This is a genomic window from Phenylobacterium terrae (assembly GCF_042681205.1).
Taxonomy (GTDB): Bacteria; Pseudomonadota; Alphaproteobacteria; order Caulobacterales; family Caulobacteraceae; genus Phenylobacterium; species Phenylobacterium terrae.
Window position 1 is genome coordinate 1 of the sequence record NZ_JBHUEY010000007.1, and the last position, 21,461, is coordinate 21,461.

Consider the following 21,461-nt stretch of genomic DNA (forward strand, 5'->3'; position numbering starts at 1 on the left):
TGGCCCCTGAGGCGGCCCAGGAAGTGGTGCGCAGCCAGACCCGCGAGCGGCCGATGCGCAACACCGACAGCGTCGGCGGCGGCCTCGCCTGGCCGGCCTGCCTGCGCAAGCTCGACCGGGCGCTGCCGGGCTACGACGCCTGACGCCTCACTCCGGCGGGCCGGGGTAGCGCTCGAAGGCCGGCAACTCGTGGGCGCTGGCCATCCAGCCGATCCGCTCGGCCACCTGGATCTGGGCCTGCGGCTTGAGCTGGTCCGGGTCGTCCAGGGTGGCCGTCTGCACGTCGATCAGGCCCGGGAAGACGGCGTCGTTGGTGTAGAACAGGCTGGTCCCGCAGGCCTCGCAGAAGTGGCGGCGGCCAGTCTCCGAGGAGGCGTAGGCCTTGGTCTGACCGGTGATCTTCACCTGGTCTGTCGGAGCCATCGCCCAGGCGACCATCGGGGCCCCGGCGTGGCGGCGGCAGTCGGTGCAGTGGCACAGGGCGCAGTGCACCACCTCCGCCGGCATCTCGTAGCTCACCGCGCCGCAGTGGCAGCGTCCCGTCGGCATGGCGTCCTCCGTCATTGGCCAGGCGCGAATCGTTAGCACGAGCCTGCTGACAGGGCTTGGCAGCAGTCCATTCGGACCTGACATCTTCTCTGGTTTTCTCTAAGCCCCCGGCCAAGGGGCTGACGCCGAATCCCGAGCCGCGCCAGAACGGCGCCGGTCGCAGGGCGTTGCGCCCGTCGCGGTCGGAGTACGGAGGTTCCATGGAGCAAGCGGTGAAGCGGCGGCCTCGGTCGGCCCTGCGCGAGTTCATCGGCGGCGAGGCCGGCGGCGGCGTCGTCCTGATCATCGCGGCGGCCCTCGGCCTCGTGCTGGCGAACTCGCCGGCGGCCGAGACCTACTTCGGCGTCCTGAAGTCGTACGTCGGCCCGCTCCACGTCCTGCACTGGATCAACGACGCGCTGATGGCGGTCTTCTTCCTGCTGGTGGGGCTGGAGGTGAAGCGCGAGCTGCTCGACGGGCAGCTTTCGCGCTGGTCGCGGCGGATCCTGCCGGGCCTGGCCGCGGCCGGCGGCATGGTCGCGCCGGCGCTGATCTATCTGGCCTTCAACCGCGGCCTGCCCGAGGCGCAGGCCGGCTGGGCGATCCCGACGGCGACGGACATCGCCTTCACCTTGGGGGTGCTGGCGCTGCTCGGCAGCCGGGTGCCGGTGTCGCTGAAGATCTTCGTCACCGCGCTGGCGATCATCGACGACCTCGGCGCGGTGCTGATCATCGCCTTCTTCTATTCGGCCAACCTTTCGCTGACCTGGCTGGCCGCGGCGGGCGCCGTGCTGGCGGCGCTGATCGCCCTCAACCGTTTCGGCGTGCGGCGGCTGTGGCCTTACCTGGGCCTGGGCCTGGTTCTCTGGGGATGCGTGCTGCAGTCCGGGGTCCACGCGACGATCGCGGGCGTGGCCCTGGCCTTCACCATCCCGTTGGCCCGCTCGCCCGCCCGCCCGGACGACGACCACTCGCCGCTGCACCGGCTGGAGCATGCGCTGGTGCGGCCGGTGAATTTCCTGATCGTGCCGATCTTCGGCTTCGCCAACGCCGGCGTCTCGCTGGCCGGCCTGAGCGGCGACGACCTGCTCAGCCCGATCACCCTGGGGGTGGCCCTGGGGCTGTTCCTCGGCAAGCAGATCGGGGTGTTCCTGTTCACCTGGGTCGCCGTCCGCCTGCGTCTGGCGGACCGGCCGGAGGACGCCACCTGGGGCCAGGTCTGGGGCGTCTCCATCCTCTGCGGCATCGGCTTCACCATGAGCCTGTTCATCGGCCTGCTGGCCTTCGCCAACCAGCCGCTCTTCGAGGCCGAGGTGAAGATCGGCGTGCTCGGCGGCTCGCTGCTCTCGGCGCTGATGGGGGCGGCGGTGCTGGCGCTGGCCCGCAGGGAGCCGAAGCCGACCCCGTCCGGTCAGCCGATCAGTGGAAGATGACGGTGCGGCGGCCGTTGAGCAGCACGCGGTGCTCTGCGTGCCACTTGACGGCCCTGGCCAGCACCAGCGCCTCCAGGTCGCGACCGACGGCGATGTAGTCGGCGACCGAATGGCTGTGTGAGACGCGCTCCACCGCCTGCTCGATGATCGGGCCCTCGTCGAGGTCCTCGGTGACGTAGTGGGCGGTGGCGCCGATCAGCTTCACGCCGCGGGCGTGGGCGGCGTGGTAGGGGCGGGCCCCCACGAAACTCGGCAGGAACGAGTGGTGGATGTTGATGATCCGCCCCGCGTGCCGGGCGCACAGCTGCGGCGAGAGGATCTGCATGTAGCGGGCGAGCACGATCAGCTCGACCCCCAGTTCGGCCGCCAGGGCCTCGAGGGCCGCCTCCTGCGCAGGCTTGGTCGCGGCGGTGACCGGCAGGTGGTGGAAGGGCAGTCCGGACTGCTCCACCAGTTCGCGGAAATCGGTGTGGTTGGAGACCACCGCCTTGACCTCGATCGGCAGGGCGCCGATCCGCCAGCGGAACAGGAGGTCGTTCAGGCAGTGGCCGAAGCGCGAGACCATGATCAGCGTCGGGGTCTTGCGCCTGGCGTCGTAGAAGCGGGCCTCCATGGCGTGCCGGGCCGCGATCGGCGCGAAGGCGGCCTCCAGCTCCGGCAGCTTGCGGCCGGAGAGGGACTCGAAGCCGGTGCGCAGGAAGAAGCGGCCGTTCTCGTGGTCGCCGTACTGGGCGCTTTCGATGATGTTGCAGCCCTGCTCGACCAGGAAGGACGCGACGTCGGCGACGATGCCGATCCGGTCCGGACAGGACAGGGTCAGGAGCAGGGGAGCGGTCGGGCGTTCCGGCGAGACGGGCGGGATGAGGTCGGTCGGCATGGGCCGCTCGCCTAGCACGGCAGGGCTTAAGGGTAATAGCGCGGGTTCGCGGAGGCGGGCCGGCCCTCTCGGCCGCGCCTGGACGCTTGGACTTTTCGCACGCGTGGGGATACTGGCTTAACCGTAGCTGACGAGAGCCCCGCGGCGCCGATGAACCAGATGCTCGCCTCCCTTGCGTTCACTGACGCCGGAGCCGCCGAACTGGATCCGATCCACCTGGAAAGCCTGGCCGACCACCTGCGTGCGTACGACGGCCGCGGTCTCACGAACCGGTACCGCGACCTGCAGCAGCTGACCTGGGTGGCGCGCGGGGAGGGGGTTTGCGAGCTGGACGGGCGCACCGTGCCGCTCAAGGGGCCGGTGCTGGTGGTCACGCCGCCGGGGATGGTCCCGCATTTCGAGCTGTCGCCGGGCGCCGAGGGGCTGGTGGTGCTGGCTGTCGGCGCAGCCCTGGGCGAGTTGGTCCCGCCGGAGGACCTGGCCGGGCTCGCCCGCCCGCTGGTCGTCGCCCCGCCCGGAGGGGCCGCCGGGCAGATGGCCGCCGCGTTCGGCTTCCTGCAGGGTGAGTTCGCGCGCGCCGAGGCGGGCCGCCGCACGGCGCTGCGGGCCGGATACCTGCGGATCGTCTCGCTGATCGCCCGGGCCGCGGACGACGCGCGGGAGGGCGAGGGCTCGCCCGATGCGGCGCTGGTCGCCCGTTTCCGCGCGCTGATCGAGCAGCGCTACCGAGATCACGCGCCGCTCGAGGCCTACGCCCAGGCGCTGGGCGTCAGCCTGGCCCGCCTGTCGCGCGCCTGCCGCCGGGCGACCGGCAAGGCGCCGCTGGCGCTGGTTCACGAGCGTTTGATGCTCGAAGCCCGTAGAGGACTCACCTTCTCTGTTATGAGCGTTTCGCAACTGGCGGGTAGCCTTGGGTTTACCGACGCCGCCTATTTCTCGCGCTTCTTCCAGAAGCGGATGGGGACGGCGCCGTCCGCCTATCGCGAAGGCCGCCTCCGGGGCTGAAGAAAAGCGGCGCTCGTTTCACACGCGCAATGCCGCGCCATTGGACAGTTACTAGACGGGGATAGGGTCAAGACCTATCTCCCGCTGATGTTTTTCGGGGGAGGCCTCATCATGTTCGAGGCCCGGAGTCGCTGTTGCTGAGACGTCATTTCTTCCTCGTCGGCGCCGTCGCCGTGCTCGCCGTGATGATCCTCGTCGCGGGGTTCAAGCTCGCGACCGCCCAGGGGGGCGGCGGCCAGGGCGGCCCCGGCGGGCCGGGCGGGCCGGGGATGGCGCAGGGCAAGGGGCCTGGCGGCGGCGGTCCGGGCGGCGGCGGCGGGTTCGGCGGGGCGGCGACGGTGGCCGTCGTGCAGGCCCAGCCGCACAACTTCGTCGACGCGCTGGAGGTGATCGGGGTCGCCAAGGGCCGCCAGTCGGTGACCCTCACCGCTGCGGCCACCCAGCTGGTGGAGCGGGTGCATTTCTCCGACGGCCAGCAGGTCCCCAGGGGCGCGGTGCTGGTGCAGCTTAAGTCGGCCGAGCAGGACGCCGGCGTCGCCCAGGCCCAGGCCCGGCTCGTGGAGGCCCGCCGGGCTTACGAGCGCTGGCGCCAGCTGGGCGAGAAGGGCTTCGCCTCCAAGGCCTCGATCGAGCAGTACGAAGCCGCCTACCGCACCGCCGAGGCGGACGTGGCCGCCGCCCGCGCCCGCGAGCAGGACCGGGTGATCCGCGCGCCCTTCTCCGGCGTCGTCGGGCTGACCGACATCGCGCCCGGCGCGCTGGTCAATCCGGGCGCGCCCATCGTGACCCTGGACGACCTGTCGGCCGTGCGGGTCGATTTCGAGATCCCGGAACGCTACCTGGCGAGCCTGCGCGAGGGCCAGTCGATCTCGGCGACCGCCGACGCCTATCCGGGCGAGACGATCAACGGGGTCATCAAGCAGCTGGACACCCGCGTGGACGAGCGCACCCGCGCGATCACCGCCCGGGCCGAGTTCCCGAACGCCGGCGGCCGGCTGAAGCCCGGGATGATGATGCGCGTCGCCATCGCCCGCGGCTCGCGCACGGGCCTCGCCGTGCCGGAAGCGGCGGTGTCGATGCAGGGCAATTCCACCTTCGTCTTCGTCATCAGCCAGCAGGGCGGCCGCACGGTGGCCGAACAGCGCCCGATCGTGGCTGGCGTGCGCCAGAACGGCTTCGTCGAGGTCCGTGACGGTCTCTCGGCCGGCGAGCGCATCGTCGGCGACGGCCTCAACCGCATCCAGCCCGGCCAGGCCGTGCAGATCGCCGGCGCCGCGCCGGCCGGCCGCCCGGCGGGCGCCGCGAAGCCCCCGCCGAAGGGGCCGCCGGCATGATGATCTCGGACCTCTCCGTCCGGCGTCCGGTGTTCGCCGCCGTCGCGGCGATCATCCTGTGCGTCATCGGGCTCGCCTGCTTCATGAGCCTGTCGGTGCGCGAATTGCCGAGCGTCGACCCGCCGGTGGTGTCGATCTCCACCGACTACCGCGGCGCCTCGGCGGAAGTGATCGAGGAGCGGATCACCGAGGTCATCGAGCGGCAGGTCTCCGGCATCCAGGGCATCGACCGGGTGAACTCGGCCTCGCGCGACGGCCGCAGCCAGATCAACATCTCCTTCAAGCTCGACCGCAACCTCGACGACGCCGCCAACGACGTGCGCGACGCGGTGAGCCGGGTGACCGCGGCCCTGCCCGAACAGGCCGACCCGCCGCAGATCCGCAAGGCCGACGCCGACGCCGGCGCGATCATCTTCCTGTCGTTCAACTCCCGGACCATGAACCGGCTCGAGCTGACCGACTACGCCGAGCGCTACCTGGTGGAGCGGCTGTCGACCATCCCCGGCGTCGCCCAGGTGTTCGTCGGCGGCGCCCAGCGCTATGCGATGCGGGTCTGGCTCGACCCGGCCGCCATGGCCGCCCGCGGGGTCACCGTCGACGAGGTCGAGGCGGCCCTCACCCAGAACAACCTCGAGCTGCCGGCCGGGTCGCTGGAAGCGCCCGCCAAGGACTTCACCATCCGCGTGAACCGCGGCTACGCGACGCCCGAGCAGTTCGCCCAGATGCCGATCACCTCGTCGGCCGCCCGCACCGCGGCGGCGAACGGCGAGCAGGCCGGCGGCGGCTACGTCGTGCGGCTCGGCGACATCGCCCGGGTGGAGGAGGGGCCGGACGAGCACCGGCGCTCGTTCCGCTCCAACGGCCGCGAGCAGGTGGGCATCGGCATCACCCGCCAGAGCCAGGCCAACGACCTGGCGATCAGCCACGGCGTGCGCGACATGCTGCCGGAGATCAACCGCGCGCTGCCCGAAGGCACCCAGCTGGAGATCGCGGTCGACTTCACCGTGTTCACCGAGCACGCCATCGAGGAGGTCTGGTTCACCATGGGCCTGTGCCTGGGCGTGGTGGCGCTGGTGAACTTCATCTTCCTCGGCACCTGGCGGGCGGCGCTGATCCCCTCGATCGTCGCGCCGATCTGCATCCTCTCCTCGTTCATCGTGATGGCCCCGCTGGGCTTCTCGCTGAACCTTTTGACCCTGCTGGCGCTGGTGCTGTCCATCGGCCTGGTCGTCGACGACGCCATCGTGGTGGTCGAGAACATCCAGCGGCGGATCGACGAGGGCGAGCCGCCGATCGTCGCCGCCCAGCGCGGCGCGCGGCAGGTGTTCTTCGCGGTCGTTGCGACCACCATCGTGCTGATCTCGGTGTTCGCGCCGCTGATGTTCATGCCCGGCTACATCGGCCGGCTGTTCGTCGAGCTGGCGGTGGCGATCGCCGCGGCGGTGGCCTTCTCGGCGGTGCTGGCGCTGACGCTGTCGCCGATGCTGGCCTCCAAGCTGCTCCGGCCCGCCCAGGGCCAGGGCTTCGTGGCGAGGTACGTGGATGACGCCATGCACCGGCTGCGCAACTCCTACCACGCCTCGCTGGAGGCGATCCTGGGGCGACGGCCGGCGAGCTTCGCTGCGGCGGGCCTCGTCCTGTTCCTGGGGCTCGGAGCGGTCGCGATCTTCAGCGCCCTGCCGCGCGAGCTGGTGCCGGAAGAGGACCGCAAGCGGGTCGAGATCAACATCTCCGCACCCGAAGGCGCCGGCTACGACTACACCATGGCCGGGGCGCGGCAGGTGGAGGCGATCCTCCAGAAGTACCGTCAGCAAGGGGTGATCGAGCGCTACATCCTGGGCGTGCCGCGGTTCAACGGCACCCAGTTCAACGGCGGCTTCGGCAACGCGGCGCTGTACGAAGACTCAAAGATGACCTCCAACGACCTCGCGGCGCAGCTGAACCGCGAGTTCGGACAGATCACCTCGATCCGGGCCATCGCGAACGTCCGCGGCGGCCTGCAGCGGGGGCCGGGCGGCGGCGGCGGCGACAGCGTCGAGCTGATCGCGCTGGGCAACGAGTACCCGGCCATCGCCCAGTGGCTGCAGCCCCTGCTGGCGGCGGCCGAGGCCAATCCGGGCATGGCGCGGGCCAGGCTCGACTACGAGCCGACCTCGCCCCGGGTGATCGTCGACATCGACCGCGAGAAGGCCGCCGCGCTGGGCGTCTCGGCCCAGGCCGTGGGCCGGGCGCTGGAGACCAACTTCGGCTCGCGGCGGGTGACCACCTACATCCGCGACGGCCAGGAATACGACGTCGTGGTCCAGACCGAGCGGGCCGAGCGGCAGACCGAACAGGACATCGGCAATCTCTACGTCCGGGCCCGATCGGGCGAGCTGGTGCCGCTTTCCTCGGTGGTCACCACCCACATCCGCGGCGACACGCCGGACCGGGACCGCGTCGACCGGGTGCGCTCGGTCAGCCTCTTCGTGCAGCTGAACCCCGGCTATTCGATGGGCGAGGCGATCGACTTCTTCCAGCAGGAGATCGAGAAGCAGCCCGCGGGCATGGCGGTGAAATGGGGCGGCGGCGCCCGTGACTACCTCGAGGCCGGCAGCTCGGTCGGCCTGGCCTTCGGGATGGCGCTGCTGCTGGTCTTCCTGGTGCTGGCCGCCCAGTTCGAGAGCTGGGTCCACCCCGGGGTGATCATGCTGACGGTGCCGGTGGCCGCCGTCGGCGGGCTGTTCGGCCTGCTGGTCGCCGGCTCCTCGATCAACACCTACAGCCAGATCGGCCTGATCATCCTGGTCGGCATCGCAGCCAAGAACGGGATCCTGATCGTCGAGTTCGCCAACCAGCTGCGCGACGAAGGCCTGTCGATCCGCGAGGCGGTGATCGAGTCCGCCACCCTGCGGCTCCGGCCGATCATCATGACCTCGATCGCCTCGGCCGCGGGCGCCTTCCCGCTGATCGTCTGGGGCGGGGCGGGCGGCGAGGCGCGGCGCACCATCGGGGTGGTGATCGTCAGCGGCGCGATCTTCTCGACCCTGCTGACCCTGTTCATCGTGCCGGTGTTCTACAACCTGCTGGCCAGGTTCACCCGCTCGCCGATGCACACCGCGCGCCGGATCGAGGCCTTCGAACAGGGCGAGGAGACCCGCGTCGCCAACGCGGCCGAGTAGGAAGAAGCGCCTTCCCCTGGGGAGGGGAAGGCGAGGTCATCATGGGCTGTCGTGCGGACGAGGGCTGGGGGATCGCGTCGTCCGCGGGGGGAAGGGACTCCGCGTGCTGTCGGGTCCCGGCCGCCGGACATCCGGCTGGCGTAACGATGATCGCCCGACCCAGCGCGCGCGTCAAGGTTGCAGACGCGTAGCGGTTGTGCCCATTTTGGGCGCGACGACTCTCAGCGGAGTGTGACAGGTAGCCCTGACTGGGTGGCCGAAGGCCTGCCTGTCACCGCAACGCGGCTGGGCCGCGGCTACTGGCCCGTGTAGCCGGACTCCACCATCAGATAGGCGATCAGGTCGGTGCGGTCCTTGGGGTCCTTGACGCCCAGGAAGGTCATCTTGTTGCCGGGCAGGAACTCCTGCGGCTTGGCCAGCCACTGGTCCAGGGGCTCCGGTCCCCAGACGATGTTCGAGGCCTTCAGCACGTCCGAATAGTTGTAGCCCTCCACCGAGGCGGCGTTGCGCCCGAAGACGCCGTGCAGGTTGGGCCCGGTCATGTTCGGCGCGCCCGGCTCGATGGTGTGGCAGGAGCGGCAGAGGCCGAACTTCTTTCGCCCGTTCTCGAGGTCGGCGGCGTTGTAGGGCGCGGGCAGGGCCGCGAGGGCCGCCTTGATGGCCTCGGGGTCCTTCGGAACCGCGGCGGCAGGTGCGCTGGGCGCCGGCGCGGACGCGTTCTCGCTCCCGCCGCCCTGATTGCAGGCGGCCAGCGCGGCGCAGGCGGCGGCGAGAAGCAGCGGGCGAAGTTGCATGTGATCCCCTTGGACTATACCCGTGGGCGCGCTCGGCAGACGTGGTTACCGGTTCTGCGGTTGAACGCGCCCCCAATCTTTGACGAGAGCCCTTCTGGTCCCATCAGGTTGCGCCTGATCGGGAAGGGCTCTGGCGCCGGCTGCAGGGCTCGAACCCGCGACCTTCGCTTTACAAAAGCGCTGCTCTACCAACTGAGCTAAGCCGGCGTTGAGCCATGTATTGGCCGTGCGAGGCGCCGAGTGCAAGGAGGACAGGCCATGAGGTTCGACGAATACCGGCGGCATGACGCTCTCGGTCTGGCGCAGCTGGTCGCCAGGCGCGAGGTGTCGGCCGATGAGCTGATGGCCACGGCCATGGCCCGGCTGGAAGAGGTCAATCCGAAGATCAACGCGGTGACGCAGACGTTCGCGCCGCGCGGGGGCGGGGCCGGGCCGTTCGCCGGCGTGCCGTTCCTGCTGAAGGACCTGGGCGCGCAACTGTCGGGCACGCCGACGACGGGCGGCTCGGCGCTGTTCAAGGACAGCGTGGCGGCCCAGGACAGCGCCATCGTGCAGGCCTACCTGGCGGCGGGCCTGTCGATCTTCGGAAAGACAAACACGCCGGAGTTCGGCCTGATGCCGGTGACCGAGCCGGCGCTGTTCGGCCCGAGCCGCAATCCCTGGGACCTGACGCGGACGCCGGGCGGCTCGTCGGGCGGGGCCTCGGCGGCGGTGGCGGCGGGCATTGTGCCGGCGGCCCACGCCAGCGACGGCGGCGGCTCGATCCGGGTGCCGGCCCACGCCTGCGGCCTGTTCGGCATGAAGCCGTCGCGCGGTCGGGTCTCGTTCGCACCGCTGGGCGAGGGGTGGGGCGGGGCTTCGATGCAGCATGCCGTGACCCGCTCGGTCCGCGACTCGGCGGCCCTGCTGGACGTGGTCAGCCGCCCGCAGGTTGGCGACCCGTACTTCCTGGCCCCGCCCGAGCGGCCGTTCGTGGAGGAGGTCGGCCGCGAGCCCGGCAAGCTGCGCATCGCCTTCACGACCCAGGGCATCGCCGCGCCGTCGATCGACCCCGAGTGCGAGGCGGCGGTGCGCGAGGCCGCGCAGCTCTGCGCGGCGCTGGGCCACGAGGTCGAGGAGGCCGCCATCCCCGGCGACCTGCAGGCGCTGGCGCGGGCCGCGGGCCAGGTGATCGCCGCCAGCACCGCGGCCATGCTGGAGGCCGAAGTCGAGCGGCGCGGCCGGCCCATCGAGCCGCACGAGCTCGAGGCGGGGACCTGGGCCATGTACCGCAGCACGGACGTCAGCGGCCCGGCCTACGTGCGGGCGATCCAGACCATCCATGCGGTGACCCGGCAGGTGGCGGCGCTGTTCGAGAGGTTCGACGTGCTGCTGCTGTCGACCGCGGGCATGCCGGCGCCGCCGGTGGGCTGGCTGATGGAACAGCCCGGCGCCTTCCGCGAGCGGCTGTTCGCCTTCATGTCCAACACCCAGCTGTTCAACAACACCGGCCAGCCGGCGATGAGCGTGCCGCTGGCCTGGAGCCGCGAGGGTCTTCCGATCGGCCTCCAGTTCGTCGCGCCCATGGGCGAGGAGGCGCGGCTGTTCCGCCTGGCCGGCCAGCTGGAGCAGGCGCGGCCGTGGTTCGATCGGGTGGCGGAGCTGTAGCGCTTTCCTTTCCCGCGTGCGGGAAAGGGGACCGCCGGCCGAGCGAAGCGGGGAGCCGGTGGTGGAAAGGGCGAGCCACAGGCGCGGCGCGGTGGATCGCGCCACCTCCTCCTCTCCCCCGAGGCGCAGCCCGAGGGGAGAGGCCGGGAGAGGGGTGGAGCGGCTTCTCGTATCGTGAAGAAGTGGGACAAGGGTTCACTGCCTGCGAGCGCCGGCGGACCATCCGGCGCGGCCGCGAGCCCTGCGTCGCCCCTCTCCTCAATCCTCTCCCCTCGCGCTACGCGTCGGGGGAGAGGAGGCACGCGGAGCAGGCGGCTCGCCCTTTCCACCCCCCGCTCTTCAGCCGGCTTGCGCCGGCTTCGGCGGGCGGGCCCCTTTCCCATGAATGGGAAAGGAAGGGGGTCAGGTTGGGCGCTTCCGCGTCTGCACCAGGTAGGCCGCGATCACGCCGGTCGCGACGAGGCCGATCAGGAGCGTCGAGATGGCGTTGATCTCCGGCGTCACGCCGAGGCGGACGGCGCTGTAGATGCGCATGGGCAGGGTGGTGGCGCCGGGGCCGGAGGTGAAGGAGGCGATCACCAGATCGTCGAGGGAGAGGGTGAAAGCCAGCATCCAGGCCGCCGCCACGGCCGGGGCGATGATCGGCAGGGTGACGGTGACGAAGGCGCGCCAGGGCGGGCAGCCGAGGTCCTGGGCGGCCTCCTCCAGGCTGCGGTCGAAGCTGGCGAGGCGGGCCTGAACGACCACGGTGACATAGCAGAGGGTCAGCGTCGTGTGGGCGGCGGCGACGGTCCAGAAGCCGCGCGGCGCGCCAACGGCCACGAACAGCAGCAGCAGGGACAGGCCGAGGATCACCTCGGGCGTCACCAGGGGCGCGTAGACGGCGCCGGAGAAGACCGTCCGGCCCAGGAAGCGGCCCCCGCGGACCAGGGCGACGGCGGCGAGGGTCCCGAGCACCGTCGCGGCCGTCGCCGAGAGGGCGGCGATGCGGACGGTGATCCAGACCGATTGCAGGAGCTGCTCGTTGCGGAAGAGCTCGCCGTACCAGCGCAGGGAGAAGCCGCTCCAGACGGTGACCAGGCGGCTGTCGTTGAACGAGTAGGCGATCAGCAGGGCGATGGGCGCGTAGAGGAAGAGCAGCCCCAGGCCCACAGAGACCAGGTTGAACAACGAGGGGCCGCGCCTCATCGACGAGCTCCGAGGATCCGGCTCTGCTGGCGCTGGTATAGGGTGATGGGGACGATCAGGGTCAGGAGAAGGACCACGGCCACCGCCGAGGCGGCCGGCCAGTCGCGGTTGGCGAAGAACTCGGTCCAGATCACCTTGCCCAGCATCAGCGTCTCCGACCCGCCCAGGAGGTCGGGGATCACGAACTCGCCGACCATCGGGATGAAGCAGAGCAGGGCGCCGGCTGCGACGCCGGGCAGGGACATGGGGAAGGTCACCCGCCAGAAGGCCTGGATCGGCGTGCAGCCGAGGTCGGCGGCGGCCTCCAGCAGTTCGGCCGGCTGGCGCTCCAGCACCGCGTAGAGCGGCAGCACCATGAAGGGGAGGTAGGCGTAGACGAGGCCGATGTGGACGGCGGCCTCGGTGTTCAGCAGGTTGAGCGGCCCGAGGCCGAGGGGCTCCAGCGCCGCGTTCAACAGGCCGGCGGGCTTGAGGATGGCGATCCAGGCGTAGACCCGGATCAGGAAGCTGGTCCAGAACGGCAGGATCACCGCCAGCACCAGCGCCCGCCGGGCGGCCGGCGGGCAGCGGGCCATGCCGTAGGCGATGGGATAGCCGATCAGCAGCAGGATGGCGGTGGAGATCGCCGCGATCCGCAGGCTGGAGAGGTAGGCCGACAGATAGAGCCGGTCCTCGCCGAGCCTGCGGTAGGTCTCCAGGTCGAGGGCCGCGAAGAAGCTTCGCAGGCCCTCCAGGCCGCCGCCCAGGTCCAGGTGCGGGGCGTAGGGCGGCACGGCCAGGGCGATGTCCGAGAGGGACAGCTTGGCGACCAGCAGGAAGGGGAAGAGGAAGAAGAGGCCGAGCCAGAGGAGCGGGGCGAGCGCGGCGCGGCCGGAGCGGTCCTTGCGGCTCACCTCGTCAGCACCACGGCGGCGTCGGGCGCGAAGGTCAGCCAGACAGGATCGTCCCAGCCCACCGGCCGCTCGACCAGCCGGGCGCTGTTGGCGCGCGCGGCGCGGACGGTGCGGCCGCCTTCCAGTTCGACGACGTAGGTCGTCCAGTCGCCGAGATAGCCGATGTCGGCGACCTTGCCGGCCAGCCGGTTGGGGCCCTCCGGCGGCGGGTCGAGGTGGAGGACCATCTTCTCGGGGCGGACCGCGAGGCAGAGCTTGCCGGCCAGGGGCACGCCCCCGTCGATCCGGGCCGCCAGGCCGCCGGTGCAGTCGGGGCTGGCGAACAGGGCCTGGCCGCCGCTGACCGAGGTGGCGACGGCTTCGAACAGGTTCACATCGCCGATGAAGTCGGCCACGTAGCGGCTGGCCGGCGCTTCGTAGATTTCGGTGGGGCGGCCGACCTGGGCGATCTCGCCGGCCTGCATGACGGCGATGCGGTCGGCCACGACCATGGCCTCGTCCTGGTCGTGGGTGACGATCATGAAGGTCATGCCGAGCCGTTGCTGGAGCGCCATCAGCTCGAACTGGGTCTCCTCGCGCAGCTTGCGGTCGAGGGCGGCGAGCGGCTCGTCGAGCAGCAGGACCTTGGGGCGCGGGGCCAGGGCGCGGGCGAGGGCGACGCGCTGCTTCTGGCCGCCGGAGAGCTGGTCGGGCCGGCGCCGCTCCAGCCCGCCCAGGCGGACGAGCGAAAGCATCTCGGAGACGCGATCGGCGATCTCGGCCTTCGGCAGCTTCTGCTGCTTCAGCCCGAAGGCGACGTTCTGCGCGACGGTGAGGTGCGGGAAGAGGGCGTAGGACTGGAACATCAGATGCACCGGGCGGCGGTGCGGCGGGTCGTCCGAAAGGTCGTTGTCGCCGAGCAGCACGCGGCCCTCGTCCGGCGTCTCGAAGCCGGCCAGGAGGCGCATCAGGGTGGTCTTGCCGCAGCCGGAGGGGCCCAGCAGGGCGAAGAACTCGCGCTCGTAGATCGAAAGGTCGACGGCCTTGACGGCGGCGACCGGCCCGAACCGCTTGGTGACCTTCTCGAACCGCACCAGCGGCTTTGCGGCCGGGTCCTCCCAGGGCGCGAAGCCGGAGCGGATGGCTCCGATGTTGAGCCGGCCGTTCGTCACTGGCCGGTCAGCACCTTCGTCCATTGCCGATTGACCTCGCGCAGCAGGGCCGGGTCCTTGGCGGTGGTGACGAACAGGCGCTGGAAGACCTCGGGGGTCGGATAGATGTTGGGGTTCTCGCGGATCTCGGCGTCCACCAGCGGCGTCGCGGCCGAATTGGCGTTGGCGTAGCGGGTGTAGTTGGTCGCCTTGGCGATCACCTCGGGCCTGAGCATGTAGTTCAGGAAGGCGTAGGCGGCCTCGGGGTTGGGCGCGCCGTTGGGCATGACGAAGACGTCGAACCAGACCTGGCTGCCCTCCTTGGGGATGACGTACTCGACCTTGACCTTGCCCCCGGCCTCCTCGGCCCGGGCCGCGGCCTGGAAGACGTCGCCCGAGTAGCCGATGGCCAGGCAGATGTCCCCGTTGGCCAGGGCGTTGATGTACTCCGAGGAGTGGAACTTGCGCACGAACGGGCGGGCGACGAGCAGGGCGTCGGTGGCCGCCTGGTAGTCGGCGACGGCCTTGGAGTTGGGGTCCTTGCCCAGCCACTGCAGGGTCAGGGCGTACATGTCCTCCGAGGCGTCGAGGAAGTAGACGCCGCAGTCCTCCAGCTTGGCGAGGTTCTTGGGATCCAGGGCGAAGGCCCAGGAGTCGACGGCCACGCCCGGCAGCCGCTGGGCCACCGCGTCGCGGTTGTAGCCGATGCCGATGGTGCCCCACATGTAGGGCACGGCGTACTTCGCGCCCGGGTCGAACGGCTCCATGTGGCGCACGACGTCAGGCCACAGGTTCTGCAGGCCCTGGAGCCTGGCCTTGTCCAGGGGCGTGATCGCCTGGGCGGTGATGTAGCGGGGCAGGTTGGAGTTGGACGGGACCACGAGGTCGTAGCCGATGTCGCCCTGCAGGACCTTGGTCTCCAGCACCTCGTTGGAGTCGAAGGTGTCGTAGACGACCTTGATCCCGGTCTGCCTGGTGAAGTCCTCCAGCAGCGCCGGGTCGATGTAGTCGCTCCAGTTGTAGATGCGCAGCGTGCCGGGGCGGTTCTTCTCGGCCTCTCCGCCGCCGCAGCCCGACAGCGCCAGCGCGGCCGCCGCCAGCGCCAGGCCGATCCGCGCGCCCCATCCCCGCATGCCGCTCTCCCTCCGACTGCGGCGCAGGTTATAGGCGTTGCGCGCGCGGGGTTAAGCCCGATTCTTCCCCAGCCCCGCCAGGGGGACCGCACATGCCTTCCACCGCGGCGGCCGTCTGGCCTGTGCTGCTGCTCGTGGCGTCCAATGTGTTCATGACCTTCGCCTGGTACGGCCACCTGAAGGTGGAGCACCGGCCGATGTGGCTGCTGATCGTGGCCAGCTGGGGGATCGCCTTCTTCGAATACTGTCTGGCGGTGCCGGCCAACCGCATCGGCCGCGCCGTCTATTCCGCCGCCGAGCTGAAGACGATGCAGGAGGTGATCACCCTGGCGGTCTTCGCGGTGTTCTCGATCACCTACCTGGGCGAGCGGTTCACGATGAACCACGCCGTCGGCTTCGCCCTGATCGCGCTGGGCGCGCTGTTCGTGTTCAAGGGGGCGCTCTAGTCGAGGACGACGCCCGCCCGCCGGGCCTCGGCGCTGTAGAGCTCGTCGGTCACCACGTCCGCGCGGCCCAGGAGGTCCAGGAGCTGGTCCATCTCCTGCAAAGCGGAGATCAGCGGCCCGCACGCCAGCCTGTCCGGCATGCGGCCTCCGATGAAACCGAGCCCCTGGAGGCGAGACTTCAAGCTCTCAATCCCGGCTCTCGCCTCCCTGTCGAGCTGGAGAAGGCGAGCATCGGCGTGCAGCTGGCCTTGGCGCATCGCGGGGCTCGGAGGCCAGGCGCCAAGTTCGACGAGCCGCTGCTTGCGCCAGGCGGCGAGCGCCTGGGCGTGGTCGGTCCAGTCCCGCAGGTAGTCCCAGCGCGCCTGCGCTGCGGCGTCGAAGGCGGCGACCCGTGCGGCATCCGTCTCCCACGCGGCGCAGGCCTCCGCCGTCACGGGGGCAGGGCGGGGCGACGCCGGCGGCGGCCTTTCGACCTTCGGCTCGGCGGGAGCCTCAGGCCAGGTGGGCCCTGCCGGCTGTGCTGTCGCCGCGGCCGCCCAAAGGGTCATCACAAGCGCGAGCGCCGCGGCGAGCGACCGGCCTGCGCCTGATGGCGCGATCAAGCCGTCGCCGCCGCGGCCGGGACCCGGCGCTGCATGGCGCCCAGGACGAGTCCGGCCAGGACGAAGGTGGCCAGCTGGTAGCCGATGTCGATGGCGAACAGCTGCTCGCTGTCGCCCTGGTAGATGTAGTCCATGGCGCTGGCTGTCAGGACGAAGAAGACGAAGGCCGCCAGGGAGGCGGCCAGGCCCGACATCGCCGTGCGGGCCCCGAGGCGCGCCAGCAGCCAGGCGATCCCGATCACCGTCAGCAAGGTGTTGAGCGCCCCCAGGGTCATCGACAGGCCCGGGTTCGACATGTCCGGCTCGCGCCCGAGCGCGGCCGTCCAGGCGCGGGTGAAGAGCACGCCATACCAGAGGAATCCGACTCCGTAGACGACGACGAATGCGACGGCCACGGCGATCCAGTTGACGCCTTTGAACATGAGCTTCGCCTCCCAAGAGACGGCGCAGGTCGCTGCGGGTGCGCCGTCGGACCCCGGCACTTGCGAAAAGTGTGAAGCTCTACCGCCGGATTGGCGAGGAAAATCGCGCGGGGTTCGCAGCCACGGTTTGCAGGCCTATATAGCGCCCCTTCCGCGTCAGCCCCTTCGAAAGGCCCCGAGCGAGCGATGTCCCGCGTCCTGATCACCTCGGCTTTGCCCTACATCAACGGCATCAAGCAGCTGGGGAACCTGGCGGGCTCGATGCTGCCCGCCGACGTCTACGCCCGCTTCCAGCGCGCCCGGGGCAAGGAGACGCTGTTCGTCTGCGCCACCGACGAGCACGGCACGCCGGCCGAGCTGGCCGCCGCCGCGGCCGGCCAGGACGTGCGCGACTACTGCGACGAGCAGCACCGGGCCCAGCACGATATCTGCCGCCGGTTCGGCCTGTCGTTCGACCACTTCGGCCGCTCGTCCTCGCCGCAGAACCACCGGCTGACCCAGCGGTTCGCCAAGGCGCTGTGGGAGGCGGGCTTCATCGAGGAACGGGTGACCAAGCAGGTCTATTCGCTGGCCGACAAGCGCTTCCTGCCGGACCGCTACGTGGTCGGCACCTGCCCGCACTGCGGCTACGAGGCCGCTCGGGGCGACCAGTGCGAGAACTGCACCCGGGTGCTGGACCCGGCCGACCTGATCCGCCCGCGCTCGGCGGTGTCGGGCTCGGAAGAGATCGAGATCCGCGACTCCAAGCACCTGTTCCTTCGCCAGTCGCTGTTCTCGGACAAGCTGCGCCACTGGATCGGGACCAAGAAGGGGAGCTGGCCGAACCTGGTCACCTCCATCGCCTTCAAGTGGCTGGACGAAGGGCTGCAGGACCGCGGCATCACCCGCGACCTGACCTGGGGCGTGCCGGTCAACGCCTGGGACTGGGGGGCGAACCCGCAGGGCCAGCTGCCGGACATCGAGGGCCTGGCCGGCAAGGTGTTCTACGTCTGGTTCGACGCGCCCATCGAGTACATCGGCGCGACCTGGGAATGGGCCGACGCCAAGGCGGCCGAGGAGGGCCGCGGCGCGGCCGAGGAGATCGAGTGGGAGCGCTGGTGGCGGCTGCCGCACGCTGAGGACGTCACCTACGTGGAGTTCATGGGCAAGGACAACGTGCCGTTCCACACGGTGGGCTTTCCCTGCACCCTGATCGGCCTCAACGAGAGCCTCGGCTCGGACGGCAAGTGGACCCAGGCCTCCAACACCCCCTGGAAGCTGGTCGACATGCTGAAGGGCTTCAACTGGCTGAACTGGTACGGCGGCAAGTTCTCGACCAGCCAGCGGCGCGGGGTGTTCATGGACCATGCGCTGGAGCTGCTGCCGGCCGACTACTGGCGCTGGTGGCTGACCGCCAACGCCCCGGAGAGCTCGGACGCCAACTTCACCTGGGAGCAGTTCCAGGCGCAGGTGAACGCCGACCTCGCCGACGTGCTCGGCAATTTCGTCAACCGCATCCTGAAGTTCTGCGAGAGCCGGTTCGACGGCGTCGTGCCCGAAGGCGGGGCGCCGGGCGAGCTGGAGACGCGCCTCTATTCGGACGTGACCGACAAGCTCGCCGAGCTGACCGGTTACCTGGAGGCGGCCGAGATGAGGAAGGCGGCCCAGGCGGTGCGCCAGCTCTGGGTGCTGGGCAACCAGTACCTGACCGAGGCCGCGCCCTGGACGGCGATCAAGACCGACCGCGACCGCGCCGCCGTGGTGGTGCGCACGGGCCTGAACCTGGTGGCCCTGTTCGCCAAGGTGTCGGAGCCCTTCATCCCCTTCGCGGCCGAGAAGATCGCGCTGGCGATCGGCGAGGACTATCCGGGCCGCTGGCCGGAAGGGGAGGGCGCGGGCCTGCTCCAGATCCTGGAGCCCGGCCGCAAGGTCGCCGCGCCCGACGTGCTGTTCCGCAAGGTCGAGGACGCCCAGGTCGCTGAGTGGAGCGAGCGGTTCGGCGGGGCGGAGATGGAAGCGGCGGGGTAGCGCTACTTCCTTTCCCGCGAAGCGGGAGAGGGGGACCACGCGCCGAGCGTCAAGGGAAGAGCCCGGGGTGGAGAGGGAAAGCCGCGCGCGCCGCGCCAGGAACATCAGCCGAAGCTGATTGGAGATAGGGGAAAGGCCGCGCCTGTGGCTTGCCCTCTCCACCACCCGCTCTTCAGCCGGCGTTCGCCGGCTTCGGCGGGCGGTCCCCCTGTCCCGCCTGCGGCGGGAAAGGCAGCGCGCCCCCCTAGTGCCGTCGATGCTCGGCTTCTTCCTCGGGGCCGATGTCGGCGAAGTCGGGCATGAAGGCGTTGTAGTCGGCGGTCCAGCCCAGGTCGACCACGACGGTGCGGTGGCCTTCCCACATCATCTGCAGGGCGACCCACAGGACGATGACCAGGCCGACGTAGCCGATCCAGCGGTGCTTGTGCAGCAGCCGGGCGATGAAGGTGGCGGCCACGCCCATCAGGGCGATCGACAGCAAGAGGCCGAAGATCAGGATGACCGGGTAATCGTGCGCCGCGCCGGCGACGGCCAGCACGTTGTCCAGGCTCATCGAGACGTCGGCGATGAGGATCTGCAGGAAGGCCGACCTGAAGGTCTTGGCCGGCTTGATCTTGGGCTCGGTGGTCGGGTCGTTGTCGAGCACCGCCTCGGCCGCTTCCTCCTCGGCCACGGCCTGGTCGCGCATCTCGCGCCACATCTTCCAGCAGACCCAGAGCAGCAGCACGCCGCCGGCGAACAGCAGGCCGATGATGCCGAGCAGCTGGGTGGTGATCAGCGCAAAGCCGATCCGCAGCACCACCGCCGCGACAAGGCCGAACAGGATCGCCTTGCGTCGTTGCTCCTGCGGCAGGCCGCCGGCGGCCAGGCCCACGGCGACGGCGTTGTCGCCGGCCAGGACCAGGTCGATCATCAGGACTTGCAGGAAGGCGGAGAACGCGGCCGGGGTGAGGAGTTCTTCGAGCATTGGCCGCGGTTAATGCGGCGCCGTGAAGCGCTCCGCAACTGGCTTAGGCTCTGTTCCGCACAGCTTCGTACAGAGCGACCGCCGCTGCGGCCGAAACGTTCAGGCTTTCGAAGCCGCCGGGCATCGGAATCTTCGCCAACGCATCACAGTGTTCTGCGACCAGCCGGCGCACGCCCTCGCCCTCCGAGCCCAGGACGAGCACCACCGGCTCGCCGCCGAGAACCTCGGAGAGGGGCCGCTCGGCCTGGCCGGCCAGGCCGACCGAGCGCCAGCCGGCCCGGGCCAGCTGCTCCAGCGCGCGGGAGAGGTTGACCGCCCGGGCGATCGGTATCGCGTCCACCGCCCCGGCCGCGGCCTTGGCCAGCGCGCCGGTGAACCGCGGGGCGTGCCGCTCCTGCAGGATCACCCCGGCCGCGCCGAACGCCGCGGCCGAGCGCAGGATGGCGCCGACGTTCTGCGGGTCGGTGACCTGGTCGAGCATCAGCAGCACCGCGCCGGGCCGGGCCTCGAAGTCGGCGAGGTCGACGTCGGGGAGGGGGCCGGGGCGCAGGGCGATTCCCTGGTGCACGGCGCCCGGCGGCAGGGTCCGGGCGACCGTGTTCGCGTCGGCGATCTCGAGCGCCCTGATTCGGCCGAATCGGGCTTCGAGCTGGCGGGCGCGGTCGGCCGTGGCGATCAGGCGGACGGGCGGCCCGCGCCGTTCGTTGGCCAGCGCCGCCTCCACCGCGTGCCAGCCCCAGATCCAGTCGTCGGACGCGGTTTGAGGCCTCGGACGGAAGGGCGGTTTTCCGGCCGGATTGCGGCCTTTCCGGCCGTCGTTGCGTTCCCCAGGACGTGACACTATAAGGCGCTCTCCAAATTGGGGCCCGACGTGATCGGCCCCCGCAAGTCAGACCGGTCCATAGCACCGGCCGCGGGCGAGCGGAGGCGAATTGCGAGGCGTCCCGACGAGGGCTCCGAGCGCGCTGGGGGAATGTCCCGAGCGGCAAAGGGGGCGGACTGTAAATCCGCTGGCGTACGCCTTCGTAGGTTCGAGTCCTACTTCCCCCACCACGCGCTTCGGTCACGAACAAGGAGGCAAGCGGCGAGCCCGCTCAGATCGGCGGGTATAGCACAATGGTAGTGCAGCAGCCTTCCAAGCTGAGGATGCGGGTTCGATTCCCGCTACCCGCTCCAGCTTTCTTCGAGTTCAACCTCAAGCAACGCCCGCAGGACCCTTAAATGGCCAAGGAAAAGTTCGAACGCACCAAGCCGCACTGCAACATCGGCACCATCGGTCACGTCGACCATGGCAAGACGACGCTGACGGCGGCGATCACGATGACGCTGGCCAAGACGGGCGGTGCGACGGCGAAGAAGTACGAAGACATCGACGCGGCGCCGGAAGAGAAGGCCCGCGGGATCACGATCAACACGGCGCACGTGGAGTATGAGACGCAGAACCGTCACTATGCCCACGTCGACTGCCCCGGCCACGCCGACTATGTGAAGAACATGATCACCGGCGCGGCGCAGATGGACGGCGCGATCCTGGTGGTCTCGGCGGCGGACGGTCCGATGCCGCAGACCCGCGAGCACATCCTGCTGGCCCGTCAGGTGGGCGTGCCGGCGCTGGTGGTGTTCATGAACAAGGTCGACATGGTCGACGACGCCGAGCTGCTCGACCTGGTCGAGATGGAAGTGCGCGAGCTGCTTTCCTCGTACCAGTTCCCGGGCGACGACATCCCGATCGTCAAGGGCTCGGCCCTGGCGGCGGTGGAAGGCACCAACCCGGAGATCGGCGAGAACGCCATCCTCGAGCTGATGAAGGCGGTGGACGAGTACATTCCGCAGCCGGAGCGTCCGATCGACCTGCCGTTCCTGATGCCGGTGGAAGACGTGTTCTCGATCTCGG

At 70.4% G+C, this 21,461-nt stretch carries 19 protein-coding genes and 3 tRNA genes; 10 read left to right on the top strand and 12 right to left on the bottom strand.

From position 1 onward, the window contains the following. Positions 1 to 147 precede the first annotated feature (147 nt). Positions 148 to 549 (bottom strand): GFA family protein, encoded by a 402-nt coding sequence (locus ACFSC0_RS19310; protein WP_377281407.1) that lies wholly within the window; start codon positions 547 to 549, stop codon positions 148 to 150. A 200-nt stretch (positions 550 to 749) separates the two neighbouring features. Here ACFSC0_RS19310 and nhaA point away from each other — a divergent pair, with 200 nt between their 5' ends. Further along, the gene (gene nhaA / locus ACFSC0_RS19315) at positions 750 to 1,961 is read left to right on the top strand and encodes a Na+/H+ antiporter NhaA (protein WP_377281408.1); all 1,212 of its coding nucleotides are present in this window, start codon (positions 750 to 752) and stop codon (positions 1,959 to 1,961) included. Here the strand turns inward: nhaA and purU are convergent. Further along, positions 1,948 to 2,838: a formyltetrahydrofolate deformylase gene (gene purU / locus ACFSC0_RS19320; protein WP_377281409.1), complete on the bottom strand. Its 891-nt coding sequence runs from the start codon at positions 2,836 to 2,838 to the stop codon at positions 1,948 to 1,950. The two genes, nhaA and purU, sit on opposite strands and share 14 nt — an antisense overlap. A 150-nt stretch (positions 2,839 to 2,988) precedes the next feature. On the opposite strand from purU, the gene ACFSC0_RS19325 reads away from it, so the two are divergent. The 3 genes from ACFSC0_RS19325 to ACFSC0_RS19335 all read left to right on the top strand — a co-directional run bounded on the left by ACFSC0_RS19325 (position 2,989) and on the right by ACFSC0_RS19335 (position 8,338). Next, positions 2,989 to 3,843 carry a helix-turn-helix domain-containing protein gene (locus tag ACFSC0_RS19325; RefSeq protein WP_377281410.1) on the top strand — a complete coding sequence of 285 codons (855 nt, stop codon included), beginning with the start codon at positions 2,989 to 2,991 and terminating at the stop codon, positions 3,841 to 3,843. A 134-nt stretch (positions 3,844 to 3,977) separates the two neighbouring features. Next, a complete protein-coding gene (locus tag ACFSC0_RS19330; RefSeq protein WP_377281411.1) occupies positions 3,978 to 5,177 on the top strand; it encodes an efflux RND transporter periplasmic adaptor subunit in 1,200 nt (399 codons plus the stop codon). After that, complete coding sequence (locus ACFSC0_RS19335) at positions 5,177 to 8,338, top strand: efflux RND transporter permease subunit (RefSeq protein WP_377281432.1); 3,162 nt, start codon at positions 5,177 to 5,179, stop codon at positions 8,336 to 8,338. The genes ACFSC0_RS19330 and ACFSC0_RS19335 overlap by 1 nt, the downstream gene beginning before the upstream one ends. Positions 8,339 to 8,634: 296 nt before the next feature. Here the strand turns inward: ACFSC0_RS19335 and ACFSC0_RS19340 are convergent, their stop codons facing one another. Continuing rightward, a complete protein-coding gene (locus ACFSC0_RS19340) occupies positions 8,635 to 9,132 on the bottom strand; it encodes a c-type cytochrome (RefSeq protein ID WP_377281412.1) in 498 nt (165 codons plus the stop codon). A gap of 131 nt (positions 9,133 to 9,263) precedes the next feature. After that, positions 9,264 to 9,339 (bottom strand) — tRNA-Thr (locus ACFSC0_RS19345). A 51-nt stretch (positions 9,340 to 9,390) separates the two neighbouring features. Here ACFSC0_RS19345 and ACFSC0_RS19350 point away from each other — a divergent pair. After that, positions 9,391 to 10,779 carry an amidase gene (locus ACFSC0_RS19350; RefSeq protein ID WP_377281413.1) on the top strand — a complete coding sequence of 463 codons (1,389 nt, stop codon included), beginning with the start codon at positions 9,391 to 9,393 and terminating at the stop codon, positions 10,777 to 10,779. A gap of 402 nt (positions 10,780 to 11,181) precedes the next feature. Here ACFSC0_RS19350 and ACFSC0_RS19355 read toward each other — a convergent pair whose 3' ends face one another. From ACFSC0_RS19355 to ACFSC0_RS19370, 4 genes are read right to left on the bottom strand one after another with little or no spacing between them, the layout of a single operon-like run. Next, the gene (locus ACFSC0_RS19355; RefSeq protein WP_377281414.1) at positions 11,182 to 11,967 is read right to left on the bottom strand and encodes an ABC transporter permease; all 786 of its coding nucleotides are present in this window, start codon (positions 11,965 to 11,967) and stop codon (positions 11,182 to 11,184) included. After that, on the bottom strand, positions 11,964 to 12,860 hold the full coding sequence (locus ACFSC0_RS19360) for an ABC transporter permease (RefSeq protein ID WP_377281415.1): 897 nt from the start codon (positions 12,858 to 12,860) through the stop codon (positions 11,964 to 11,966). The genes ACFSC0_RS19355 and ACFSC0_RS19360 overlap by 4 nt, the downstream gene beginning before the upstream one ends. Then, positions 12,857 to 14,035 carry an ABC transporter ATP-binding protein gene (locus ACFSC0_RS19365; RefSeq protein WP_377281416.1) on the bottom strand — a complete coding sequence of 393 codons (1,179 nt, stop codon included), beginning with the start codon at positions 14,033 to 14,035 and terminating at the stop codon, positions 12,857 to 12,859. Before ACFSC0_RS19365 ends, ACFSC0_RS19360 begins: the two co-directional genes overlap by 4 nt. After that, complete coding sequence (locus tag ACFSC0_RS19370; RefSeq protein WP_377281417.1) at positions 14,008 to 15,123, bottom strand: polyamine ABC transporter substrate-binding protein; 1,116 nt, start codon at positions 15,121 to 15,123, stop codon at positions 14,008 to 14,010. The genes ACFSC0_RS19365 and ACFSC0_RS19370 overlap by 28 nt, the downstream gene beginning before the upstream one ends. A 92-nt stretch (positions 15,124 to 15,215) precedes the next feature. Between ACFSC0_RS19370 and ACFSC0_RS19375 the strand changes: the two genes are divergently transcribed. Next, positions 15,216 to 15,569 (top strand): DMT family protein, encoded by a 354-nt coding sequence (locus ACFSC0_RS19375; RefSeq protein ID WP_377281419.1) that lies wholly within the window; start codon positions 15,216 to 15,218, stop codon positions 15,567 to 15,569. Here the strand turns inward: ACFSC0_RS19375 and ACFSC0_RS19380 are convergent. Together ACFSC0_RS19380 and ACFSC0_RS19385 are read right to left on the bottom strand one after the other, a co-directional pair. Continuing rightward, complete coding sequence (locus ACFSC0_RS19380) at positions 15,566 to 16,003, bottom strand: hypothetical protein (protein ID WP_377355239.1); 438 nt, start codon at positions 16,001 to 16,003, stop codon at positions 15,566 to 15,568. The two genes, ACFSC0_RS19375 and ACFSC0_RS19380, sit on opposite strands and share 4 nt — an antisense overlap. Before the next feature lie 164 nt (positions 16,004 to 16,167). Next, the gene (locus ACFSC0_RS19385) at positions 16,168 to 16,593 is read right to left on the bottom strand and encodes a DUF1761 domain-containing protein (protein WP_377281421.1); all 426 of its coding nucleotides are present in this window, start codon (positions 16,591 to 16,593) and stop codon (positions 16,168 to 16,170) included. Positions 16,594 to 16,779: 186 nt separating this feature from the next. Here ACFSC0_RS19385 and metG point away from each other — a divergent pair, with 186 nt between their 5' ends. Further along, a complete protein-coding gene (gene metG / locus ACFSC0_RS19390; protein WP_377281422.1) occupies positions 16,780 to 18,600 on the top strand; it encodes a methionine--tRNA ligase in 1,821 nt (606 codons plus the stop codon). Between the two features lie 244 nt (positions 18,601 to 18,844). Here the strand turns inward: metG and ACFSC0_RS19395 are convergent, their stop codons facing one another. Together ACFSC0_RS19395 and rlmB are read right to left on the bottom strand one after the other, a co-directional pair. Beyond that, positions 18,845 to 19,567, bottom strand: a complete 723-nt coding sequence (locus tag ACFSC0_RS19395; RefSeq protein ID WP_377281423.1) for a TerC family protein — start codon at positions 19,565 to 19,567, stop codon at positions 18,845 to 18,847. A 43-nt stretch (positions 19,568 to 19,610) separates the two neighbouring features. Next, positions 19,611 to 20,408: a 23S rRNA (guanosine(2251)-2'-O)-methyltransferase RlmB gene (rlmB, locus tag ACFSC0_RS19400; protein ID WP_377281424.1), complete on the bottom strand. Its 798-nt coding sequence runs from the start codon at positions 20,406 to 20,408 to the stop codon at positions 19,611 to 19,613. A 126-nt stretch (positions 20,409 to 20,534) separates the two neighbouring features. On the opposite strand from rlmB, the gene ACFSC0_RS19405 reads away from it, so the two are divergent. The 3 genes from ACFSC0_RS19405 to ACFSC0_RS19415 form a co-directional block, all read left to right on the top strand. Continuing rightward, positions 20,535 to 20,620: transfer RNA gene (locus ACFSC0_RS19405), tRNA-Tyr, on the top strand. A gap of 49 nt (positions 20,621 to 20,669) precedes the next feature. Beyond that, a tRNA-Gly gene (locus tag ACFSC0_RS19410) sits at positions 20,670 to 20,743 on the top strand. Between the two features lie 45 nt (positions 20,744 to 20,788). Then, positions 20,789 to 21,461, top strand: a 673-nt coding sequence (locus ACFSC0_RS19415) for a GTP-binding protein (protein ID WP_377355189.1), incomplete at its 3' end; no start/stop codon positions are given.